This window comes from Terribacillus sp. AE2B 122 (assembly GCF_902497585.1).
Lineage (GTDB): Bacteria > Bacillota > Bacilli > Bacillales > Amphibacillaceae > Terribacillus > Terribacillus saccharophilus_A.
Genome location: NZ_LR700945.1, coordinates 1 through 22,859 on the forward strand (window position 1 = coordinate 1; position 22,859 = coordinate 22,859).

Consider the following 22,859-nt stretch of genomic DNA (forward strand, 5'->3'; position numbering starts at 1 on the left):
ACAACGATCCGTTTTCAAGCTTGAAGGTGTTTTTTATTTGTCTCAGCCTAGGGGGTCAGTCCCTAGGACTTGTCTTCTTTTCATTTAAACAACCTTAGGTTCTTAGTAATTGTCATTGAATTTCCAAAGGGAACTCCTCATAAATGCTTTCGATGTTCTTCGTTTTTAGTTGCTCGTTTATATAATCTTTCCAAGCTTGCTCATGCTTTATTTCCTCAGATAAGTCAGTTTCTAAAAAGTCTTCTAATTCTGTTTTAGAGATCGTCCAGGAATATTCCGTCTGTTCATTTACTAATGAGAATTCTATTTGTTCCACATTATCTATGAGTGCAGCAATATAAAGGGAATTATGATAAAACGTCTCTTTAACTCCGTTTTCATTGTTATACCAGCCATCATCCTGCTGACTTTCTAATTGCCCTGTGTCATAGCTGACTGCTAAATTTTGATCAGCAACACTGTACTCCTTCTGCATAGTATTGCCTGGCAAATTAGAGAGAATTCCACTGACATCACTATTACTACCGATGAAGGTTTCCTGATACTCCTGAAGTTCGACAGGTTCTACTGATTCGATGCTTACTCCAGTATCTTCATTATTTGAACAAGCGGTCAAGCTTAATCCTATAGTTAAAATAACAGCAGCGCTTGTTATTTTTAGTCTCATTTTTTTATCCCTCCTGCTATTTTTGTAACTATAAAGTCATTCTATCGAAGATAGTGAGGTGATTGAAGAGTGGAGTAATACAATTGCGGACTACCGCAAAATGGTATGTGGTTTCTACAGTATTCGCATGTCACAATATGGAATACACTGTAAAAGAATCAAATTAAAGGAGGAGATTTGATGAAAGTTGAAGGTAAGCTTAAGAAAATGAAAGGTTTTGTTGCAGCTTCTGTAATCGGCATTGGTTTGTTGGCGGGGTCCACTACTGCCTCCGCGTATGCAGATAGTAATTCGGCAAGTATCCCAGGGTTGCCCAACCATAGTATCCAATCAAATGTATGGCATGGAACAGCATCGTTCTTCAATACTCAAAGTTATCAAGTAAGCGCCAAATTTCTCGGTACTAATCCTGGTTATGCTGATTGGGTTAAGACAGCTTGGACCATTAATGCCAATGGACTAGGAGTTAGCATAGGCGGGATTAGCGGTGGAACTGCCAGCGGGAATACTTTATCAGGGACTTGGACAAACTGGGATGCTTGGATTTCTGATTATTCTGGAACTTATAACATATCTGGCGTGCCTATCAGTGGATCTGCCAATAATACTGCTTCTGTTTTTGTTGATGGAACAAAAGCTGCATCTACGGCTTCTATTTTTAGATTCTATTAAAAAAGCAGCCAGGATAAATATATGTATATATTTATCCTGGCTTTTATTTCAACTTAAGGAGGGCAAAGGTAATGAAATGGAAGAAGGTCATCTTTAACCTGCTTATAATATTTGGACTTATAACCATTGTAATCTTTTATATTCATAGTTCAAACGAGATGCAAGAATCGAAGAATACATTAGCCATTGGAAAATTAGATAATATGCAGCATGAAGACATTGTAAAAAAGTTAAATGAAAGTCGCGTAGGAGATGCAGATTATAGTCTGACAACAGCGATCGAGGCATCCTATAGCGACTACAATACATATTATGCAGACAAATTATATGCTCTTCTCGATTCATCCAAGCTGAAAAACAAATGCAGGCAAATCGAACAATCAACTATAAAAGAACAAGTAAAAAAGAATAATCAAGATATTTTTAATGAAATTGAAAAAATATTTACAACGGTTGATTTGGCAGAAACTTGTAATTCAGTTAATAAGAAGCAAATAACGGATCAAGTTCGAGAAATTTCAAATGACACGTATCAGGAGAAAGAAGGTTTTTTCTTAGCGAATGAAATGGAAAGATTCAAAGATGATAAAGACTACGTTGGAGTGAAGTTAAATAGTACCTATATGATGGTATCTTTACTTGTAAAGTACGACGAGGTTGATCAAAGCATGAAGAAAGAAATAATTGACTGGTTGAAACTTCTAGATAAATCAACCAGCCCTCAGAGGAAATTTTACATTAATTCCATTATGACGTCATTGGGAGAACCCGCGCTATCAAAACAATTTAGTATAACGAAACCAGAGTTGCCAAACACCCTTGATCTTAATTCTGCTGTTGAACTAAGCTTCTATGCGAAAGTGAGTCCATTACAGGAAAAAGAAAAAGAAGAAATAGTTAGCCTGCTGGAACAAAACCAAAAAGTCCAAGTAGAAAACATGCAATATTTATATCGTTTGATAGAAACGTATCAATCCCTGGGCAAAGAGCCTCCAAAGAGTTTTGCAGAAGAGTTGCTGAATGAAATGAGTGTATATAATCAAAAGGGAAATTTTCCTATGATAACAAAATATCAACCAGACTATACACAGATGTTCATGAGTATTGCTGTCTTATCCGCATTAAAGCAGGAGCAAGCCATTGATTGGAATGCAATTTCCAGTGATTTAAAAGCATTAACTTACGAGGAAGTAAAAGACTTGGAGATTTACCAAAAACTTAGTATTGTTTCGATGGATAATTTAGCAGACCCGGATTATCAACTCACTGCTGATTTGAGAACTAAGCTAAAAGGATCTTTGAAAAATAAAGCTTATGATAATTTCCAAAGGGATAACGTGATGGAATGGAGTTTTACGCTACATTCGTTACGTGGGCTTGGTTATCAATTAGAACAAGAGAATATGCCTGCTGAAATTAAAGAAGGTTTACAGGAAATCTACGAAGAGAGAAAGTTCATGGGTAAAGATTTGGATTTGGTTGCACTGATTTTCGCAGATACAATTGCTCAAGCCGGGTTGTACGAAGAAGAAGTAAAGAAGGCGGTGAAAGAACTTGCTTCCTTGGACACAAAACCGGAAATGGATCTTGCTGCAGAGTATATATTTTTTAAATATAGTCTGATGAAGAAGGCAGGAATTCCTTTTAGCGAAGAACAGCAGCAGAAAGAGATTGATGCTTTGAAGCGCAATGGAGGATATACAAGAAGTGATGCCAATCATTTTATGGATCTAAGATCTACCTATCTGCTTATCCAATTACAAGCACAAGGAGAAGATACGTATGCATTTAGATAACCAGATGCTTTGTTTGAACTCCGTTAGTAAGAACTACAACGGTAAGGAGAACGTGACAGTACTAAATGGTGTGAATCTCCAGTTAGTGGGTGGGAAAGTTACTGTGATCATGGGCTCATCAGGTTCTGGAAAAAGCACGTTAATGAATATTATTGGTATGTTGGACAATCCTTCAAGTGGAAGTGTCTTAATTGAGGGAATTGATGTTTCAAAATTAACTGGTAATGAAAGATCACGGCTTCGCTCAGAAAAGATAGGTTTTATCTTTCAGCAGTATAATTTGTTTAAGCATTTAACAGCATTGGAAAATGTCGTGTTCCCTTTATATCTTGATAACGCATTAACAAAAGCAGAGCGTATGGATAAGGGTGTGTATATGCTGGAGAAATTAGGGATAGATCATAGGAAGGATCACTATCCTAATCAGATGTCGGGGGGAGAACAGCAACGAACAGCTATAGCTCGCAGTTTGATAAACAATCCTCAAATAATAATCGCTGATGAACCAACAGGGAGTGTGGACAATAATAACGAAGAGTCGATCCTCAAAATACTCCATGGCCTTAGCAGAGAGGGCCGCACTATCCTTATTGTCACACATAGCGATCGGGTAACTGCATACGCAGATTCCTTATATATGCTTCAGAACGGAAATTTATATGAGGAGGATATCTATGCGGCTAAATGATCTTCTTAAGATAGGGAGCAAAAATTTCTTTCGGCATGGATTTAAAACGGTAGGGGCAATAGTGATTATAACTGTTGGGATTATTGTTTATATTTTGCTATATGGTTTTTTTAGTGGTATTCAATCTAGCATGAACGAGACAGTAACAGAAAATGAAAATCTGACTTATATTGAAGTGACGCATAGCAGTCAAGGAAATGTTGACTATGAGGATGCAGACTCATTAAAGAGAATGGATGGAGTGGACACAGCCTTTCCAAAAGTAACGGCATTAGTGGGACTAGAGAACGATGAATTAAAGCAAACAACAACGCTGTTAGGCGTACCAGAGGAAGCGGTTCCTTTCTACTCTAGAAGTGAATTGAAATTCGACGATAATAAAGAGATAATCTTAAATCATTCTATTGATGGAATTGAAGCAAATGACAAATTAAATATGAGTTACACGGTGAAAATCAAGGAAGGGGAAGGTGTTCGGGAAAATCAGCCGATCTTGATTAAAGGTACGTACGAACAGCCCCAACTGATTAACTATCCCAATGATGTCTCTTTAGCACCAATGGAATTGGTCTTGGAAGTAAATGCAGCATTCCATCAGCTATCTGTTGAGGATTATATGCAAACCAATCCACCCGAAATGATAACGGTCATTGCGGAGGATGTGGAACAGGTAGTCAACGTTGCGCAACAAATAGAGGAAGCAGGATTCGAAACAAATTATTCACTCAAATCTTCTCAAGGAATACCGTCAGTTGCTAAATTCATCATTATAATTGGTGCGATTATCGTGTTCATTATGCTTAGTTTTGCTGCTATTAGTATTAGCTCAATCATGAGTCAGTCATTAAAGAGCAGATATAAAGAAATTGGGATAATGAAAGCTCTAGGTTTTAGAAATGGTGATGTACATAAAATATTAAGTGCAGAGGTTATCTTAATCGGTCTAACATCTTATATTGCAGCTATTTTTATTGGAGCAAGTATTATATATGCTGTCAATTATTATATTGGTTCAAAACAGGAGCTTGAAGTATTGTCAGTAGATTTTGGTGTATTTCAGGTTCTGAGCAGTTTCATTTTAGTGATTTTGGTTAGTTTAGGGGCTAGCTTTCGTTCCATTACAAAAGCAGCCAGGCTGGAGCCGGCTGAGATACTTAGGAGGGAATAAGCATGAGAAGAATTGGAAGCTTGTTTCTCTTAGTAGTTATAATGACAGGCTGTTCTAATGATCCGTTTCAAGATCACGTATTTAGTAATGAACTATCATACCCATTTATAACTACCTTGGTCCATGAAGATGGTAAAGCGATGCTAACAGTATTTGAAGAAGATAAGGGAATTAACGAAGCTTTCAGTTTTGAGATTGGTGATTTAGAAGAACGAAATTATAGTGCCACATACGTTGACCAAAAACGAAATGTGACCGCTATAAACGAAATGGGTACGGTCAATTATGATGTGTTCACTACTGACAATAAGGCAGTGAATTATATAGGATCATTAAAAGAGCCTGTTGATAAGATTGCGCAATGGAAAGACCATATATATATAGTGACGTATAAAAATAATAAAGATGGAACGAGAGAAGCATTATTAAAGAAATATAATAATGATGACTTGAAAGCAGCTGTAGAGGAGTGGCCGATTAATGGCAAGGTAGAGGACCTTAAAATCGACCCTGAAACAGGAAAGGTACATTTCATATTACGTTCTGATCAAACGGAGCTAATGACATTAGTGAACGATGAGTTAAAAAACACAAAAATATTTGATGAGCCTGTTTCATCAAGATTGATGATTCATGAAGGTGAAATATTTATGAGTAAATATAAGACGGTACATGAAGAAAACAAGAGTTCCAGTAATAACATTGAACAAGCATATAATGAAGTGGTGCAAGTAAAGGATCATGGAGCAGAAAAACTGGTTACAACTACTGAATCTCCGACTTCTATGATTATTAGCGGACAATTTCTATATGTTATCACGGGTGACCCTAATCAAGCCTTCTTGGAAATCTTTGATCGAAACTCAGCAAAACTTATACAAAAACATGAATTAGAAGGAGGTATGGTAAATGGATTATCAGAATCTAATGGAGAGGTCTATATCTATACAAATAATGTTGTATATCAAGTCTTAGATGATCATAGGCTGGAAATTGCTTATAAACATAAAGAGTATAAAAGTTTACTGGATAATGAATTAAATGGTGGTTAAGTAAAAAACTCTTCGAATCGAAGAGTTTTTTACTTAACCTAACCTATATTACAAGAAAAAATAATAGAATTATGATGCGAAATGATAGCTGAAATTATTAAATTAATCGTGAAAATTACTTATGTAACCAAGTTTGATTCCTTTCAATACTGCCTGCAATCTGGATGATACCTCGAATTTGTTGAAAATAGTCGTGACGTAATGCTCGACAGTCCGAGTACTATAGTAAAGTCTGTGAGCAATTTCTTTGTTCGTCTTTCCCTCCCCTATATTTTTTAATATTTGAATTTCGTTATCTGTAAGTAGAGTATTGTGTTCAAATGTAGGAAAGAATGTCATGCCCTCATTAACTGATTTGATGATGGTCGAAATTTCTTGTAAAGAATTGTTTTTTGTGACAATACCTTTAACTCCTGCTTCAAAGGATAGCTTATTATAATGGGGAAGATTGGTAGTAGTATGAAATAGTATCTTGAGATTCGGATATTTGTCTAAGAGTGGTACGGTAAAATTTTCAATGGATGTAGGATAGTCCTTTTTCATAATCTCTATGTCCACTAGGATAATCTGTGAATTATGTTTCTTGATTTTATGGATGATATTTTGGGAGGACGAGGCAGAATAAGGTACGTAAAATCCTTCTTGCTGATTAAGATAATAATGTAATCCTTCTCTGTAGGAACGATGTCTATTAATTATTATAATTTTTATATCCCGTAAAACGGGCTTCATAAATCTCCCTCCTGATTTGTTCTAATCTCTTACTATATATAGCTTATCATATACAGGTGAATTCTCGTATTGGGAAAGTGTTATGGTAATTAGCGATAAAAACGTATGTAGAAAATTGCTTATTTCATATAATGTGAAAATCCATTACTGACTAAGAAAAGGTCCTGATTTTCGTATTACGTCCAATGATAAAACTATCAGTAATAGTGATTGATGCAGAGCGGAAAATTCGTGCAAACAAATAAGAGCGTTTGTCATGCATGACGTATTATCGGTGGAAATGATCAAAATGGAAGTAGTAGATGTGTCTGGCGACCAATCTGATTTTCAAACTTGTACGTTTATGTTGAGAAAAAGTAATTGATTGTACGTACCAATTGAGGTAAAATCACAATATGAAATCAAATATACGTACAAGAAGAGGTGGACCTAATGCTGGAGGAATTAAAGGAACAGGTACTGCAAGCGAATTTAGACCTTCCAAAGCATGAGCTGGTAACTTTTACGTGGGGAAATGTAAGCGGTATCAATAGAGATGCCGGGCTGGTGGTTATCAAGCCGAGTGGTGTGGCATATGAGAAGCTGACGGTAAAGGATATGGTAGTTGTTAACCTGGATGGCGAAGTAGTAGAAGGCGACATGAAGCCTTCATCAGATACCGCGACTCATTTGGTTTTGTATAAGCATTTTGAAGATATTGGCGGAATCGTCCATACGCATTCTACGTGGGCAACATCCTTTGCACAATCAGGGAAAGGGGTGCCTGCACTTGGTACAACTCATGCGGACTACTTCTATGGAACTGTCCCTTGCACCCGGCCGATGACCGGACAAGAGATTCAAAAGGACTATGAGCTGGAGACGGGTAATGTGATTGTAGAGACATTCCGGACGAAGGGGCTTGATCCAAATCAGGTGCCGAGTGTGCTTGTACACAAACATGCTCCTTTCAATTGGGGAAAAACACCGGCCGAAGCGGTACATAACGCTGTAGTGCTGGAAGAAGTGGCTAAGATTGCACATCTGTCTTATCAGCTGGATCAGCAGGTGGAGGATATGGACCAGCAGCTTTTGGATAAACATTATCTACGAAAACACGGGGCTGACGCATACTACGGCCAGACCACTTAGGAGGAGAATTCCATGGGTACGGAAAAATATTCGATTGGAATTGATTATGGAACACAATCCGGCAGAGCTGTGCTCGTCCGGCTTCAAGATGGAATGGAAATGGCAGAGCATGTGACAGAATATCGTCATGGTGTAATGGATGTAAAACTGCCGCATTTGGATAAAGCACTTGGCTATGAATGGGCGCTGCAGCATCCAATGGACTACCTCGATGTACTGCGTCAATCAGTGCCGGCGGTTATGCAGGCTGCGGGAGTAGATCCGGCTGAGGTTATTGGACTCGGAATAGATTTTACTGCTTGTACAATTTTACCGGTGGATGTAAATCTTGAACCACTATGCTTCGATCCGGCATTTCGTGATAATCCGCACAGCTGGGTAAAGCTTTGGAAGCATCATGCTGCGCAGGAAGAAGCGAATAAGCTGAATGACATTGCTGGTGAGCGTGGAGAGGAATTCTTAGCTCGCTATGGCGGGAAAATCAGCTCGGAATGGATGATACCGAAAATCTGGCAAATAGCTGATGAAGCTCCTGAAATTTATGAGGCTGCTGATCAATTTATCGAAGCAACAGATTGGGTCATCTCCCAGCTGACAGGTGAACTGAAACGAAACAGCTGCACAGCTGGTTATAAAGCAATCTGGCATAAGCAGGACGGCTACCCAACCGCAGACTTTTTCGAAAGCCTGCACCCAGCAATGCGGGATTTGGCTGATACGAAGCTGCGTGGAGAAGTTTATCCTCTCGGAACAAAAGCTGGAGAACTCCAGAACTCATTTGCAGCATCTATGAATCTATCACCAGGTATTGCAATTGCAGTAGGAAATGTCGATGCCCATGCAGCAGTTCCTGCAATGGGTGTTGTGACTCCTGGAAAACTTGTTATGGCAATGGGCACATCCATATGTCACATGCTGCTTGGTACAGAAGAGCGGACGGTTGAAGGAATGTGCGGTGTTGTCGAGGATGGCATTATCGAAGGCTACTATGGCTATGAAGCTGGACAGTCTGCTGTTGGGGACATTTTTGGCTGGTTCGTCGACGAGCAAGTGCCGGCTTATGTCTATCGTCAGGCAGAAGCTGCCGGGCAGAATGTGCATCAATGGCTGGAGGAGCGAGCTAGTACGTATCGTCCGGGAGAAACAGGATTGTTGGCGCTGGACTGGATGAACGGTAACCGTTCGGTACTCGTTGACACAGAATTAAGCGGGATGGTGCTCGGACTGACGCTGGCGACAAAGCCTGAAGAAGTGTATCGCGCATTGCTCGAAGCAACAGCATTTGGTACACGTAAAATTGTAGACGCTTTCCATCAAAGTGGTGTTGCGGTAGAAGAGCTTTATGCATGCGGCGGTTTGCCGCAGAAGAATAAATTGCTCATGCAAATTTTCGCAGACGTAACGAACCGACCTATTTATATTGCTGACTCCGTGCAAACGCCAGCTGTCGGTGCAGCAATGTTCGGTGCTGTAGCTGCTGGTGCAGAAGCAGGCGGATATGACAGCATCCTTGATGCGGCTGAAAGAATGGCCAGAGTGAAGGAAGAAGTTATCCAGCCGATACCGGAAAATGTGGAGATCTATGAGCTTATTTATCAGGAATATAACACACTGCACGATTACTTTGGCAGGGGCGACAACGACGTGATGAAGCGTTTGAAAACAATTCGGTCACAGTCTGAAAGAAAACTCACAGTACAAAAATAAAGGGGGAGCTATGATGTTGCAAGTAAAGCCATATGTTTTCTGGTTCGTGACAGGAAGCCAGCACTTATACGGAGAAGAAACGCTTAATCAAGTGCAGGGGAACTCTGAGGATTTGGTAAACAAACTGAATGAACAAGGAACATTACCGTTTCCGATCGCCTTCAAGGAAGTGCTGACGAATGCAGCTGATATTCAGCGTGTAAGTCTGGAAGCGAATGCGGATCCAGAATGTGCAGGGCTGATCACTTGGATGCACACATTTTCACCTGCAAAGATGTGGATTGGCGGATTGAAGACATTACAAAAACCATTGCTGCATTTGCACACGCAATACAACCGTGATGTGCCATGGGATACAATCGATATGGACTTTATGAACCTGAACCAATCCGCTCATGGTGACCGCGAATATGGCTTCATGGGAACGCGTCTCAATAAAGCTAGAAAAGTCATTGTTGGATATTGGGGCAATAAAGACATACAAAATCGGGTCGCGGATTGGATGACGACTGCCGTAGGATTTAATGAAAGTCAGCAGATCAAAGTAGCGCGCTTTGGTGATAATATGCGCACGGTAGCGGTCACAGACGGTGATAAGGTCGAAGCTCAGATTAAATTTGGCTGGACTGTCGATTATTACGGTATCGGTGATCTTGTTGCCGAAATGAAGGAAGTTAGTGAATCCGACGTTGATGAATTGATATCGACGTATAAGGAAGCTTATGATCTTCCGACAGAAGAAGATCAGCTAGCTTCTGTTCGGGAGCAGGCGCGCATTGGAGTTGCATTGAAGCGTTTCTTAGATCGCGGAGGTTATCAGGCATTCAGCACAAACTTTGAAGATCTGCACGGTATGAAGCAGCTCCCAGGTCTTGCTGTCCAGCATCTAATGGCACAGGGCTATGGCTTTGCCGGAGAAGGAGACTGGCGTACAGCAGCACTTGTGCGTTTGCTGAAGGCGATGGCAAATAATGATAGGACATCCTTTATGGAGGATTACACGTATCATTTAGAAGAAGGTAATGAACTAATTCTAGGATCGCACATGCTGGAGGTCTGTCCGACAGTGGCAGTAAATCGACCGTCCATCCAAGTGCATCCGCTCGGTATCGGCGGCAAGGAAGATCCGGCTCGCATTGTATTTGACGGTATTGCCGGTGAAGCGGTCAATGTCTCAATTATCGAGCTCGGCGGACGTTTCCGCATGATTATCAACAAAGTGGACGCTGTCGAATCTGAAAAAGAAACACCGAATCTACCGGTTGCCAAAGTACTTTGGAAGCCGCAGCCGTCCTTGAGCGAAGCAACAGAAGCGTGGATCTATGCTGGTGGTGCCCATCATACGGCGCTGTCGTTTGCGCTCACAGCAGAGCAGCTTGAGGACTTTGCGGAATTGGTCGGCATTGAATGTGTGACGATTGATAATAATACAAACCTAAAACAGTTCCGGAAAGAGTTGCAGTGGAACCAGTTGGTATGGAAATAAGATCAATTTGTCATTCTTTATAAAATCGAAAGAAAAACCAAAAAGGGGCGTAGAAGCCCCTTTTTTTTGTCACACTCTTTCTAGTTAAATTTCGATTATAAATTAAAGTATTGCACACACCTTTTTTTACTTCAGAATATCCAGTAAATCCTCTAATTTAGTTATTTCAAAATCCGGATGAAGCGGAAGGTGGTTCGGCAGTCTGCCTGGGTTGAACCAGCAGGTGTCCATACCAGCCATATTTCCTCCTTGGATATCTGCTACTAAGGAATCTCCGATGATCAATGAACGTTCTGGTTCAATTCCAGGAACGCGTTCAAACACATAATCAAAGAAACCTGCCATCGGTTTTTGGAATCCGGTATCTTCAGAAACAAAAACAGACTGGAAGTAAGGAAGCAGTCCGGTCGCTTTCAGACGGCGGAATTGTGTCTCAGAAACGCCGTTTGTCACGATGTATAAGGGATAGTGCTCGGACAGTTTTTCCAACACTTCTGCTGCGCCAGCTATCATATGTCTTCCTTGTGCGAGCAGCTCGCGATAAGCAGCATCCAAATCAGCTCCGTCTACTTGCTGGTCATAGAGGGCGAAGAATTCTGTGAATCTGGAACTAACAACAGTATCACGATTGATTTCCCCTTTTTCAAAAGAACTCCACAACCGCTGGTTGATGGTGCGGTACGCAGTCATAGCTGCTTCATCTGATGGCAGACCGTGCTGGTTGAATAGAAGCGGCAGAGCTTCTTGCTCGGTTTTTGTGAAGTCTAGAATGGTGTTGTCAACGTCAAAAAATAAAGCATCATATTGTTTTGTCATGTTGTCTTCCTCCAGTTATTAGGAATAGATTGATTGATGTGCTAGCTGCTCAAGCTTTTCCCAGTCTTTTATAGATATTGCCCCTTTGCGGCGTTCAATAATGTCTTCCTTTGCTAATGTAGAAAGTAAACGGTTCACATGCCGAGAGGTCGTCCCGATATGATCCGCAATATCGCTTGTTCGGCTAGTTGGCAAGGGGCCGGTCAGCTGTCTGCCGTCATCTGCTGTCATCACAAGCATTAGATAGCTAGCTAACCTAGTGAGTGCTCCGTGTGTCAGACTGAAACTGAACGCTCTTGATTTCAGCTGGAATTTCTCTGTTACTTCGCAGAGCAGGAGCTGCAGAAATGGCGGATATGTAGCCGCGTATGTATGAAGTGAATCAATTGGTATCCCGATCAGATGGACAACACTCGCAGCCTCTACTGTATGTAATGCATCTATCTGTTTGATATATTCTATATCACCAAATAATTCAAAAGCTTGCTTGAATGAAACAATCAGTTTTTTGCCATTCTCTGCAACATAGGATACAGTGGCTTTCCCTTTAACGAGCAGATACAGCTGCGTTACGTGTTCTCCTTGTGCGCAGATAGCATCACCGATACTGGCGCTGTATAAACAAAAATGATTCATAACTTCAGATGGGAAGTGCTGCCTGATTCCATATTTCTCTATATAAAATTCTAGCAGCGTTTCGTCATGTATAAGTTGCATACACAGGCCTGCCTTTTACTTATATTATATGTACGTAGATTGAAAAGGAAAGGACATATGTCCCGATCGTATCATATCGTTATCTAATCGGCAAAAGACGGTAGAAATCTTCCCCTTACCATCACCTGGCTTTTGATTGAATGTATTTATAGCAACATAGTGCCCAATCCTCTCTCATGTGTTATGCTAACTTATACGAACATGTGAAGGAAGCTGGTGTAAGTTATGCAGACAAAGTATGCAATTGTAAAACAGGCAATCAAGTCCAAAATCCTCGATGGTACGTATGAGCCACATGCAAAGATTCCGTCTGAGAGCGAGATGATGAAGCAATTCGATGTGAGCCGTCATACGGTACGGCTGGCAATTGGTGAGTTGGTAAATGAAGGCTGGCTTTACAGAGAACAAGGTGCTGGTACATTCTGTGCTGATCGGTCGAAACATCAGCTGCAGCAGAACGCTATGCAAAATAAAAATATTGCCATCGTAACGACGTATATCTCCGATTATATTTTCCCATCGATCATTCGCGGAGCAGAAGCGTATTTAAGTGATCGCGGCTATAATGTGAGCCTGTTCAATACGAATAATGATCATGAAAAAGAGCGGGAGTATTTAGAGCGGATTATCACTACAGGATTTGACGGTGCTATTATTGAGCCAACCAAGAGTGCATCTGCCAACCCGAATATCAACTATTATTTGAATTTGGAGAGGTTGCAAATTCCGTATATTATGATTAATGCTTATTATGATGCTCTGGAGCCGTATCGAGTACTTGTCGATGACGAGCGTGGTGCTTTTTTGCAAACAGAGCATCTCATCAAGCAAGGACACCAGGATATTATCGGTTTCTTCAAAACGGACGACATGCAGGGAACGCTGCGGATGAAAGGTTATTTAAAGGCGCATCGCGAATATAAAGTGCCAATTAATCCAAAGCATATCGTGACATACAGTACGGAGGAGAAACATGACAAACCAATACAGGAGCTTGAAGCATTATTGAATCAAACAGATGCCAAGCCAACTGGATTGGTATGCTATAATGATGAACTGGCTATCAAACTGATCAATGTGCTGCGAGAACGTAATATGAAAATTCCGCAGGATATGTCGATTGTAGGCTTTGATAATTCCTTCCTGACTGAATTATCGGAAGTGAAACTGACTTCTGTTGAACACCCGAAAGCAGAGCTTGGCAAGGCGGCTGGTAAATTGATTCTGGATCTAATCGAGAGTAATCAGGGCAAAGGCTCTGAAGGGGCGATTGAGAGTGTTGTCTTCCCGACAAAGCTAGTAACAAGGCAGTCAACCCAAGCCATTAAAGCAGATGCATTGGAAAAAATAAAGTAAACAGATGGAGCTGAGTTAATCAGCTCCATTTTTTTATAACTTGTTGAATAAGTAATCTGTATCATTTCTTATTATAAAATCTTGTTCGTATAAGTTGTAAAGATAATATTGTAAAACTTATTGACTGATTAGAGGGGCGGTGATAGGATATATGTAACACGCATCGTATAGGCCGACACTCCAAAATGTATGCGCTATCATCTAGACTGTTCCCGAGTTGGCCGAGTACGGAAAGGGAGGTATGACCTCTTTAGTAAACGCTTTCAAATACTGCTTGTTGAGTCTAAAAATGAGGGGGTAGCTTTATGAAGAAGGTCTTGAAGGCACTGATGATCGGTTTGATGATCATCGTACTGGTTGCTTGTAGCAAAGGCAGTGGTGGTGGAGGCAGTGAAGCGGATGAAACAGAAGTTGTCGGTGCAGATCTGGAGAATGCAACAGAATTGACTTATTGGACATTTGTTGGTCAACATATGGATTTATTCAAGGATTCAGCCGAACGCTGGAATGAAGAATTTCCGGATCGACCAATCAAACTCGTAGCTGAAACGTATCCATACGATAATATGCATAATAACCTGCTGCTTAGTCTGCAATCAGGTAAAGGTGCACCGGATATTGCGGATATCGAATTAAGTAAGTTTCCGAACTTTTTACAAGGAACACCGCAGCTTGAGCCAATGAACGAATATGTAGAGCCGGTACTTGCTGATTCCGTTGAGGCTCGTTTTGATCTATATGCTAAAGAGGGCGATTATTATGGCGTTCCGACTCATGTAGGTGCAACTGTCATGTATTATAATACAGAAATTATGGATCAAGCTGGAGTGGATATCGATTCCATTCAGACGTGGGATGACTTCGTAGAAGCCGGTAAACAAGTGACGGAAAAGACAGATGCAGTTATGTGGAACGTCGGTACAGGTGACTTTCTGATGGATTTGTGGCCGATGGTTTCACAGCAGGATTCGGATTTCTTTGATACGGAAGGAAATTTGACATTGGATAACGAAACCAATGTAAATACCCTTCAATTCTTGTATGATGCCATTTATACAGAAAAAATTGCTGAACTTACTCCTGGTGGAATGAACCAATCAGAGGATTTCTATAAGTATTATTCAGAAGGGAAATCAGCTGCTATCCTAGCGCCGCTTTGGTACATGGGACGTTTCCTTGATAACATGCCGGAAATGGAAGGTAAAATTGCCATCAAGCCGCTTCCTGCTTGGGAAGAAGGCGGTAAAAGATCGGCTGGTATGGGTGGTACAGGAACAGTCGTAACCAATCAGTCAGAAGAGACGGACTTGGCGAAGGAATTCCTGGCTTATACAAAGATCTCGGAAGAGGGAAGCATCAACCTATGGAAGGTTCTCGGATTTGACCCGCCTCGCTGGGATGTATGGGAAAGTGAAGCAGTCAGAGAAGATAACGAGTATTATCAATTCTTTGGTGAAGGTATCTTCGATATGCTCTTGGAGATAAAGGATGAGATCAACACACTGAATATTACCGAAAATACACCGGATGTTTCAACGGAGTATAATACCATAATTGCAGATTCTGTGCTGAGGCAGAAGAATAAGACTCCTGAGGAAGCAATGAAAGAAGCTGCTGATAAAATTGAAAGTAGTATGAAGTAATAACTAGGACTCTAAAACCCCAAGCAGCAATTCAGCAGCTTGGGGTTTTTATATTTCTTCCATCTAATGCAAAAAACGCTTGTTTTTACAGACACATCTGTCTATACTGAATATATAAACTTATACGTACATATTTCTGGTTGTGGAGATATTAGGTGGAATATGTTCGTACGTGATGCGATATGTGTCACCTTCTTTTTTTACCTTAATTGTAAGCGTTATCAAAAAAGAAAGAGGAGTGGGGATAAATGGCAGAAAAATTGCAAGCGAAGATGGTTTTAGATAAGAGTTATCAAATAAGCGAAGTCGACAAGCGAATTTACGGATCATTTATTGAACATCTAGGAAGAGCAGTGTATGGCGGTATTTACGAGCCAGACCATCCCGATGCAGATGAACAAGGTTTTCGAAAAGATGTTATTGACTTGGTGAAAGAGCTGCAAGTGCCTATCGTTCGTTATCCTGGTGGAAATATGGTATCAGCTTACAACTGGGAAGATGGTGTCGGACCAAAGGAAAGTCGACCAAAGCGGCTGGAGCTGGCTTGGCGCACAATAGAGACGAATGAAATAGGAACAAATGAATTTGTGGATTGGGCGAAAAAAGCACAAGCGGAAGTCATGATGGCAGTGAACCTTGGTACGCGAGGTATTGATGCAGCGCGTAATCTGATTGAATATACAAATCATCCGAGCGGTACGTACTGGAGTGATTTGCGCAGGGAGCATGGATATGAGCAGCCGCATAACATCAAGACCTGGTGTTTAGGAAATGAAATGGATGGACCGTGGCAGGTAGGGCATAAAACAGCAGCTGAATACGGCAGAATAGCCAAAGAGACAGGCAAGGCTATGAAACTCGTTGATCCGAGTATTGAACTTGTAGCGTGCGGCAGCTCAAATACGGATATGCCGACTTTCCCGGAGTACGAGGCGACAACGCTTGATATCGCATATGACGAAGTGGATTATATTTCACTGCATCAATATTACGGAAACAGCTCCAATGACCCGGCCAACTATTTGGCGAAGAACATGGATATGGATCATTTCATCAAGACTGTAACCGCTACCTGTGATTACATTAAAGCAAAGCATCGCAGTAAGAAAACAATCAACTTGAGCTTTGATGAATGGAACGTATGGTATCACTCCAGAGAGCATGATGAAAAGCTGGATCCATGGACAGTCGCACCACCACAGCTGGAGGACGTCTACAATTTCGAAGACGCGCTTTTAGTAGGAAGCATGCTCATCACTTTGCTCCGTCATGCTGATCGCGTGAAGATGGCTTGCATGGCGCAGCTAGTGAACGTCATTGCGCCGATTATGACTGAAAACAATGGCCAATCTTGGAAACAGACAATCTATTATCCTTATTTGCACGCATCCGTTTACGGTCGAGGAATCAGCTTGCAGCCAATTCTTTCTTCTCCTAAGTATGATAGCAAAGACTTCACAGATGTACCGTTCATTGATAGTGCTGCTGTCTATGATGAGCAGGAAGAAGCATTGACGATTTTCCTAGTGAATAAGCACTTGGAAGAATCTATCCCGCTCGATGTGGATGTCAGGAGTTTTGAAGGATATGAAATTGCAGAGCATATCGTGCTTGAGCATCACGATCTGAAGGCTGCCAATACAAAGGATACGACACGCGTTGCACCGCATGGCAAAGGAGAATCAAGTTTGGTAGACGGCAGACTGAAGGCACAATTGAATCGGACTTCCTGGAATGTTATCCGGCTGCAAAAAGCCAGAACAAATTAAGGGTGAGGGGGGATTGTAATGAATACAGTTACGCCAGTATCACCGGTGAGAACACGGAAGAAACAGAATAAGTTCCTCCGGTTTCTGAATTCAAAAAAGGTAGTACCATTCGTTTTCATATCGCCATTTGTACTGTCTCTGCTCCTTTTCACAGTGTATCCGGCTATTCAGGGAGTAATCATGAGTTTCCAGAGCGTACTTCCTGGACAAGTGGAATTCATCGGAATGAGTAACTATGAGCGAGTACTGAATCCGACATTTTATCGGGCTGTGTCGAATACGACGGCTTACGTGGTTCTTACCGTAATAATTCTGACCATCATTCCGATGGTACTTGCGGTTATCCTGAACTCGAAGCATGTCCGCTTCCGGACGCTTTTCAGAGCTTCACTCTTTATCCCGGCTCTTACATCGACGATCGTCGGTGGTATGATTTTCCGCTTCATGTTTAGTGAGCAGCAAGGGGCGGTCGCAAACCAACTCATTGGGGTGTTCGGCTTTGATCCACTCAAGTGGATGTTTACTCCATGGGCAGCAATCGGTCTTATGGTCTTGCTTGCCTGCTGGCGCTGGATCGGTGTGAATATCCTCTACTTCTTAGCAGCCTTACAAAATGTACCGGATGAGATGTACGAAGCTGCTGAAATTGATGGCGCCACCAGATTGCAGCGCTTCCGTTTCATAACGATGCCGATGCTGAAGCCGATCATTATTTTCGTTAGTACGATTACAATCATCAACGGCTTCCGTATGTTCGAAGAAAGTTATGTTTTCTGGGCTGTAGGATCTCCTGGTAACATCGGCCTTTCGATTGCGGCCTATATATACCAGCAAGGTATTCAGCAAAATGACATGGGCTTCGGAGCTGCACTTGGTGTCGTACTAATGCTTATCATCTTTGTGATCAGCATTATCTATTTGATTGCTACCGGTACATTCAAGAAAGGAGATAGATGATGAAAAAGAATAACAACAAACTGCTGGGAGTTGTCACTACAGTTGTCATGGCTATTGTCAGTTTGATAGCGCTATTCCCGATCATCAGTATCGTGCTATCTTCGTTCATTCCTTCCGCCTCCTTGATGCGAAACGGTATTTCATTCAGTTTCCCTTGGGATGAACTGACGCTTAGCAATTACACATACATCTTTACACAATCAGCAGAATATTGGACTTGGTATGGAAACAGCCTTTGGATTTCAGCGTTGATGATTGTTCTGTCACTATTCTTTTCTTCCATGGTTGGTTATGCGTTGGCAATGTACGATTTCAAAGGAAGCAATATCTTCTTCGTTGCGGTGGTATTCATTTTGATGGTGCCATTTGAAATTCTAATGTTGCCGCTATTCCGTCTTATGATGGATATGATGCTGATTGATACGTATCTAGGGGTGATACTGCCAGGTATCGTAGCACCGGTGGCAGTCTTCTTCTTCCGGCAATATGCACTTGGTTTGCCAAAAGAGCTGATGGATGCTGCCAGGATTGACGGATCGACCGAATACGGCATCTTCTTTAAAATCATGCTGCCGCTGATGGGACCTTCACTAGCAGCGATGGCAATCCTGCAAGGTCTTGGCAGCTGGAATAACTTCCTGTGGCCATTGCTCGTACTTCGTTCGAACGATATGTTCACGTTGCCGCTCGGGCTGGCAACACTGCTTACGCCGTACGGAAATAACTATGACGTCTTAATTGCTGGGTCTGTTATGACAATTATTCCGATTGTGATTCTGTTCATCTTCTTCCAGCGCTATTTCATTTCCGGATTGACTGTAGGCGGCGTCAAAGGCTGAGTCAGAGTTTTGATTAGAAAGGAGTTAGAACCATGCTGAAGAAAGCGATGAAGAATCTCGATAAGTCTCTCTTGTGGATCACCCGATTTGCACACTTGAATGCATTGTTTCTGCTATACAGCCTCTTAGGACTGGTCGTTGCCGGAGCTGCTCCGGCAACGGTAGCTGCATTGCAGGTTTCTCGCCGGATTCTGAATGGAGAGGAAGTAAAGGTGCACCAAGCATTCCGCAAAGCATTTAAACAGGAGTTCTGGTCAGCAAACAAGTTAGGGTGGCTCCTTGGAGCAGCAGGTTTCATCCTGTATACAAACTATCTGCTTATTAGACAGGCGGATGGACAGTTATTCTTCCTGGTGCCTTTCCTTTTCTATGTACTCATTTTCTGCTATATGACGGTTGTGCTCTGGAGCTTTCCGCTGCTGGCGAATTATAAGGCAGGAACGTTCCAAGTCATCAGGAGTGCGTTCATCATTGGGCTGACGAGATTCCATATGACGCTATCGATTGGTGTACTTCTGTTCGCGCTTTTGTATCATAGCATCGGCTTGCCGGTGCTGCTGCTGTTCTTCTGTTTCAGTATCAGTGCGTTTGGCTGGATGTGGCTGAGCATGAAGGTATTCTCCACAATGAAACAAGAAGAACAGTTAGCCAGTTAGTTTATTTTTGATAGATTGGAGCGATAAGCATGTCAACAAAATTGATCATTCAAGCTGATGTCACAGAAGGGATAATAAATAAAAACATATACGGTCATTTCGCGGAGCATCTTGGTAGAGGAATATATGAAGGAATCTGGGTCGGAGAGGATTCTTCCATACCGAATACTAAAGGCATCCGCAACGATGTACTGGAGGCACTCCAAAAGCTGAACATCCCGGTACTACGCTGGCCTGGTGGTTGTTTTGCAGATGAATATCACTGGAAAGATGGAGTTGGCCCTCGTGAAGAGCGCAAGCGTATGGTCAATACCCATTGGGGAGGAGTTGTGGAGAACAACCATTTCGGAACACATGAGTTCTTCACGCTTTGCGAGCTGCTCGGAGCAGAGCCATACATTTGCGGAAACGTTGGCAGCGGAACCGTCCAGGAAATGTCTGAGTGGGTCGAGTACATGACATTCGATGGCGAATCACCGATGACGACTTGGCGCCAGGAGAACGGTCGCCAGGAGCCGTGGAAGCTGACGTATTTCGGTGTTGGTAATGAGAACTGGGGCTGCGGTGGAAATATGCGGCCGGAATATTATGCAGATCTCTATCGTCGCTATCAGACGTATGTACGCAATTACGGCGACAACAAACTGTATAAGATTGCAGGCGGAGCCAATATCGACGATTACAAGTGGACAGAGATACTCATGCAAGAAGCAGCACCGATGATGGACGGATTAAGCCTTCATTATTACACGATTCCGGGAGATTTCTGGCTTGGTAAGGGCTCTGCTACTGATTTTTCCGAAGACGAATGGCATCTGACGCTGAAGCGTGCACTTCACATCGAAGAATTGATTGAGAAGCACGGCACTATCATGGATAAATACGATCCTGAGAAACGCGTTGGACTGATCATTGATGAGTGGGGAACTTGGTTCGACGTGGAACCTGGCACTAACCCAGGCTTCCTGTATCAGCAAAATACAATCCGTGATGCTCTCGTAGCTGGTGCTTCACTCAATATTTTCAATAACCATAGCGAACGAGTTCAGATGGCGAATATTGCACAAACAGTCAACGTATTGCAGGCGATGATCCTGACAGAAGGACAGGAAATGATCAAGACACCGACGTATCATGTATTTGATTTGTATCAAGTGCATCAAGATGCGGAACGTCTTTCGTCTCATCTGGAATCAGATGAAATAAAGCATGGTGAATTGGCTTATCCAACTGTCAGTACTTCTGTATCCAGAGGAAAAGACGGCAAGATTCATGTTAGCTTCTGTAATCTGGATCACACAAATGAGGTTACAGTAGATACAGAGCTTCGCGGTGCAACACTCGGAACTGTAAGCGGCAAAATTCTCACATCAGATAAGAAAGATGCCCGTAATACGTTCGATGCGCCTGATGACGTGGAGGTAGTACCGTTTACGAATTTCGCCGAGCAGGATGGCGGATTACAAGTTACTTTACCGCCAATGAGCGTAACGGTTTTGACAATCGAGGAGGGTGCCTGATGCAGTTATCGGCAGATATGCTGGCATTAGCAGATGAATACGGGATAAGTTCGGACACTTTTCCCCGCTTGCAAGTGGAAGCTGGAGCACTCTCATCAATTGGAGCTTACTTGAATGAGAAGGGCTTGAGCAAAGCTGTCCTTGTTATGGATGCTCAGACTAGAGCAGCCGCAGGGGACAAACTGGCAGCGCTGCTTGAAAGAGAGAACATCCAAATTCAGACGATTGAACTTTTAGCGAATCATCACGGTCAAGTGAACGCCGATGAAGCTTCGCTTGTACAGGTGCTTGTTGAAACACCGGCAGATACAGATGTCCTGTTGGCAGTAGGGTCTGGAACGATTCATGATATCACACGTTTCTGCAGCCAGAAGCTTTCTATTCCATTCGTGTCAATTCCAACAGCAGCATCAGTCGATGGTTTTACCTCCAAAGGAGCGCCACTGATCCTGCGGGGAGTGAAGCAGACGATTCAGACAGCTGCTCCGGTGGCAGTGTTTGCCGACTTGGATGTGTTATGTGCAGCTCCTAAGTCACTTACAGCCGCTGGCTTCGGAGATATTTTAGGAAAGTTCACTTCACTGCTTGATTGGGAAATCTCCGCAAGAGTTGGAGGAGAAGCCTATAATGCATTGGCTGCCAAAATGACACGACATTCGCTGGACACTTGTGTCGATCATGTCGAAGAAATTGCCAAGGCGGATGAAGCGGGAATACGAATTTTAATGGAAGCATTAATCGAATCTGGTCTTGTCATGCAGGTGTTGGATTTCTCCCGACCTGCTTCAGGAGCAGAGCATCATTTGTCCCACTATTGGGAGATGCATTTGCTTGAAACAGATAAACGGCAGCTTCTTCATGGAGCTAAAGTTGGTGTTGCTTGCAGCATCATTACGGAATTGTACAAAAACTGGATTGAGCAGTTTGATCCTTCTGAAGCAAATGGAGATTATGCGGCAAGATTACTGGAGAATTGGGAAGAAATCAGTTTATTGATTGCTGCACTGCCGACGCCGGAAGCACTGCAATATTATTTGTACCAGGTCGGAGCACCTGCTTCTGCTGAGGAAATTGGGATAGGTTCAGAGCTTGTACAGGACAGCTTGAATGAAGCGTATCATTTGCGTGATCGCTGCACTGGTCTGCTTCTTATCAATCAATTTAAGAAAGAACAGATCAGCTACCCACCGCAGGATCGGATCGGCACTCGATGACTTGCCGGACTTGTCTGCAAAAGAAAAGTTATACAGTGGAGGAAGTGACAGCACTTGTTGCAGATCAATTAGCATTGGAACCTATTTTGGCTGAAAAAAGCACAGTGTCTGCTCGTTTAGCAATCTGTTCAAATTGTCCATCGCTTTCAGCAGATCATACTTGTGCGCGTTGCGGCTGTTTTGTTGCGTTCCGAGCCTCCCTTCCGGATAAACGCTGCCCAGATCCTGACGGAAATCGCTGGCAGCAGGTATAATCTAAGCAAGGAGGCGATA

General features: G+C 42.3%; 21 protein-coding genes. 17 read left to right on the plus strand and 4 right to left on the minus strand.

Features of this window, described 5'->3' with window-relative positions:
• Window positions 1-112: 112 nt before the first annotated feature.
• A complete protein-coding gene (locus tag AE2B122_RS10895) occupies window positions 113-667 on the minus strand; it encodes a DUF4825 domain-containing protein (RefSeq protein WP_175074098.1) in 555 nt (184 codons plus the stop codon).
• A 180-nt stretch (window positions 668-847) separates the two neighbouring features.
• Between AE2B122_RS10895 and AE2B122_RS10900 the strand changes: the two genes are divergently transcribed.
• From AE2B122_RS10900 to AE2B122_RS10920, 5 genes are all read left to right on the plus strand, one after another.
• Window positions 848-1,339, plus strand: coding sequence for a hypothetical protein (locus AE2B122_RS10900; protein WP_095270650.1), 492 nt, complete (start codon window positions 848-850; stop codon window positions 1,337-1,339).
• 71 nt (window positions 1,340-1,410) lie between these two features.
• Window positions 1,411-3,135, plus strand: coding sequence for a hypothetical protein (locus tag AE2B122_RS10905; RefSeq protein ID WP_175074099.1), 1,725 nt, complete (start codon window positions 1,411-1,413; stop codon window positions 3,133-3,135).
• Window positions 3,122-3,823 (plus strand): ABC transporter ATP-binding protein, encoded by a 702-nt coding sequence (locus tag AE2B122_RS10910; protein ID WP_175074100.1) that lies wholly within the window; start codon window positions 3,122-3,124, stop codon window positions 3,821-3,823. The genes AE2B122_RS10905 and AE2B122_RS10910 overlap by 14 nt, the downstream gene beginning before the upstream one ends.
• On the plus strand, window positions 3,810-4,991 hold the full coding sequence (locus AE2B122_RS10915; RefSeq protein ID WP_175074101.1) for an ABC transporter permease: 1,182 nt from the start codon (window positions 3,810-3,812) through the stop codon (window positions 4,989-4,991). Before AE2B122_RS10910 ends, AE2B122_RS10915 begins: the two co-directional genes overlap by 14 nt.
• Window positions 4,992-4,993: 2 nt before the next feature.
• Window positions 4,994-6,043, plus strand: coding sequence for a hypothetical protein (locus tag AE2B122_RS10920; protein WP_175074102.1), 1,050 nt, complete (start codon window positions 4,994-4,996; stop codon window positions 6,041-6,043).
• 102 nt (window positions 6,044-6,145) lie between these two features.
• Here AE2B122_RS10920 and AE2B122_RS10925 read toward each other — a convergent pair whose 3' ends face one another.
• The gene (locus AE2B122_RS10925) at window positions 6,146-6,775 is read right to left on the minus strand and encodes a response regulator transcription factor (RefSeq protein WP_175074103.1); all 630 of its coding nucleotides are present in this window, start codon (window positions 6,773-6,775) and stop codon (window positions 6,146-6,148) included.
• Between the two features lie 432 nt (window positions 6,776-7,207).
• Between AE2B122_RS10925 and araD the strand changes: the two genes are divergently transcribed.
• The 3 genes from araD to araA are packed head-to-tail and all read left to right on the plus strand — an operon-like array spanning window position 7,208 to window position 11,099.
• Window positions 7,208-7,906 (plus strand): L-ribulose-5-phosphate 4-epimerase, encoded by a 699-nt coding sequence (gene araD / locus AE2B122_RS10930; RefSeq protein WP_095218945.1) that lies wholly within the window; start codon window positions 7,208-7,210, stop codon window positions 7,904-7,906.
• Between the two features lie 12 nt (window positions 7,907-7,918).
• Window positions 7,919-9,613 (plus strand): ribulokinase, encoded by a 1,695-nt coding sequence (locus AE2B122_RS10935; RefSeq protein WP_175074104.1) that lies wholly within the window; start codon window positions 7,919-7,921, stop codon window positions 9,611-9,613.
• Window positions 9,614-9,626: 13 nt separating this feature from the next.
• A complete protein-coding gene (gene araA / locus AE2B122_RS10940) occupies window positions 9,627-11,099 on the plus strand; it encodes an L-arabinose isomerase (RefSeq protein ID WP_175074105.1) in 1,473 nt (490 codons plus the stop codon).
• A 126-nt stretch (window positions 11,100-11,225) separates the two neighbouring features.
• On the opposite strand, the gene AE2B122_RS10945 is transcribed toward araA, so the two are convergent.
• Both AE2B122_RS10945 and AE2B122_RS10950 read right to left on the minus strand, forming a co-directional pair.
• Window positions 11,226-11,915, minus strand: coding sequence for a YjjG family noncanonical pyrimidine nucleotidase (locus AE2B122_RS10945; RefSeq protein WP_095218942.1), 690 nt, complete (start codon window positions 11,913-11,915; stop codon window positions 11,226-11,228).
• An 18-nt stretch (window positions 11,916-11,933) separates the two neighbouring features.
• Window positions 11,934-12,632 carry a Crp/Fnr family transcriptional regulator gene (locus AE2B122_RS10950; protein ID WP_175074106.1) on the minus strand — a complete coding sequence of 233 codons (699 nt, stop codon included), beginning with the start codon at window positions 12,630-12,632 and terminating at the stop codon, window positions 11,934-11,936.
• Window positions 12,633-12,857: 225 nt separating this feature from the next.
• Between AE2B122_RS10950 and AE2B122_RS10955 the strand changes: the two genes are divergently transcribed.
• From AE2B122_RS10955 to AE2B122_RS10995, 9 genes are all read left to right on the plus strand, one after another.
• Window positions 12,858-13,988: a GntR family transcriptional regulator gene (locus tag AE2B122_RS10955; protein ID WP_175074107.1), complete on the plus strand. Its 1,131-nt coding sequence runs from the start codon at window positions 12,858-12,860 to the stop codon at window positions 13,986-13,988.
• A gap of 305 nt (window positions 13,989-14,293) precedes the next feature.
• The gene (locus AE2B122_RS10960) at window positions 14,294-15,631 is read left to right on the plus strand and encodes an ABC transporter substrate-binding protein (protein WP_095218939.1); all 1,338 of its coding nucleotides are present in this window, start codon (window positions 14,294-14,296) and stop codon (window positions 15,629-15,631) included.
• Between the two features lie 248 nt (window positions 15,632-15,879).
• On the plus strand, window positions 15,880-17,400 hold the full coding sequence (locus tag AE2B122_RS10965; RefSeq protein ID WP_095218938.1) for an alpha-N-arabinofuranosidase: 1,521 nt from the start codon (window positions 15,880-15,882) through the stop codon (window positions 17,398-17,400).
• 18 nt (window positions 17,401-17,418) lie between these two features.
• Window positions 17,419-18,357, plus strand: coding sequence for a carbohydrate ABC transporter permease (locus AE2B122_RS10970; RefSeq protein ID WP_175074108.1), 939 nt, complete (start codon window positions 17,419-17,421; stop codon window positions 18,355-18,357).
• Complete coding sequence (locus tag AE2B122_RS10975; RefSeq protein WP_305852009.1) at window positions 18,357-19,196, plus strand: carbohydrate ABC transporter permease; 840 nt, start codon at window positions 18,357-18,359, stop codon at window positions 19,194-19,196. The genes AE2B122_RS10970 and AE2B122_RS10975 overlap by 1 nt, the downstream gene beginning before the upstream one ends.
• A gap of 32 nt (window positions 19,197-19,228) precedes the next feature.
• Window positions 19,229-19,852 carry a YesL family protein gene (locus tag AE2B122_RS10980; protein WP_175074110.1) on the plus strand — a complete coding sequence of 208 codons (624 nt, stop codon included), beginning with the start codon at window positions 19,229-19,231 and terminating at the stop codon, window positions 19,850-19,852.
• Between the two features lie 29 nt (window positions 19,853-19,881).
• Entirely contained in the window at window positions 19,882-21,372 is a 1,491-nt protein-coding gene (locus AE2B122_RS10985) for an alpha-N-arabinofuranosidase (RefSeq protein WP_175074111.1), read from the plus strand.
• Window positions 21,372-22,586 (plus strand): sn-glycerol-1-phosphate dehydrogenase, encoded by a 1,215-nt coding sequence (locus tag AE2B122_RS10990; RefSeq protein WP_175074112.1) that lies wholly within the window; start codon window positions 21,372-21,374, stop codon window positions 22,584-22,586. The genes AE2B122_RS10985 and AE2B122_RS10990 overlap by 1 nt, the downstream gene beginning before the upstream one ends.
• Window positions 22,583-22,840, plus strand: coding sequence for a DUF6171 family protein (locus tag AE2B122_RS10995; protein WP_095218932.1), 258 nt, complete (start codon window positions 22,583-22,585; stop codon window positions 22,838-22,840). Before AE2B122_RS10990 ends, AE2B122_RS10995 begins: the two co-directional genes overlap by 4 nt.
• Window positions 22,841-22,859: the final 19 nt, after the last annotated feature.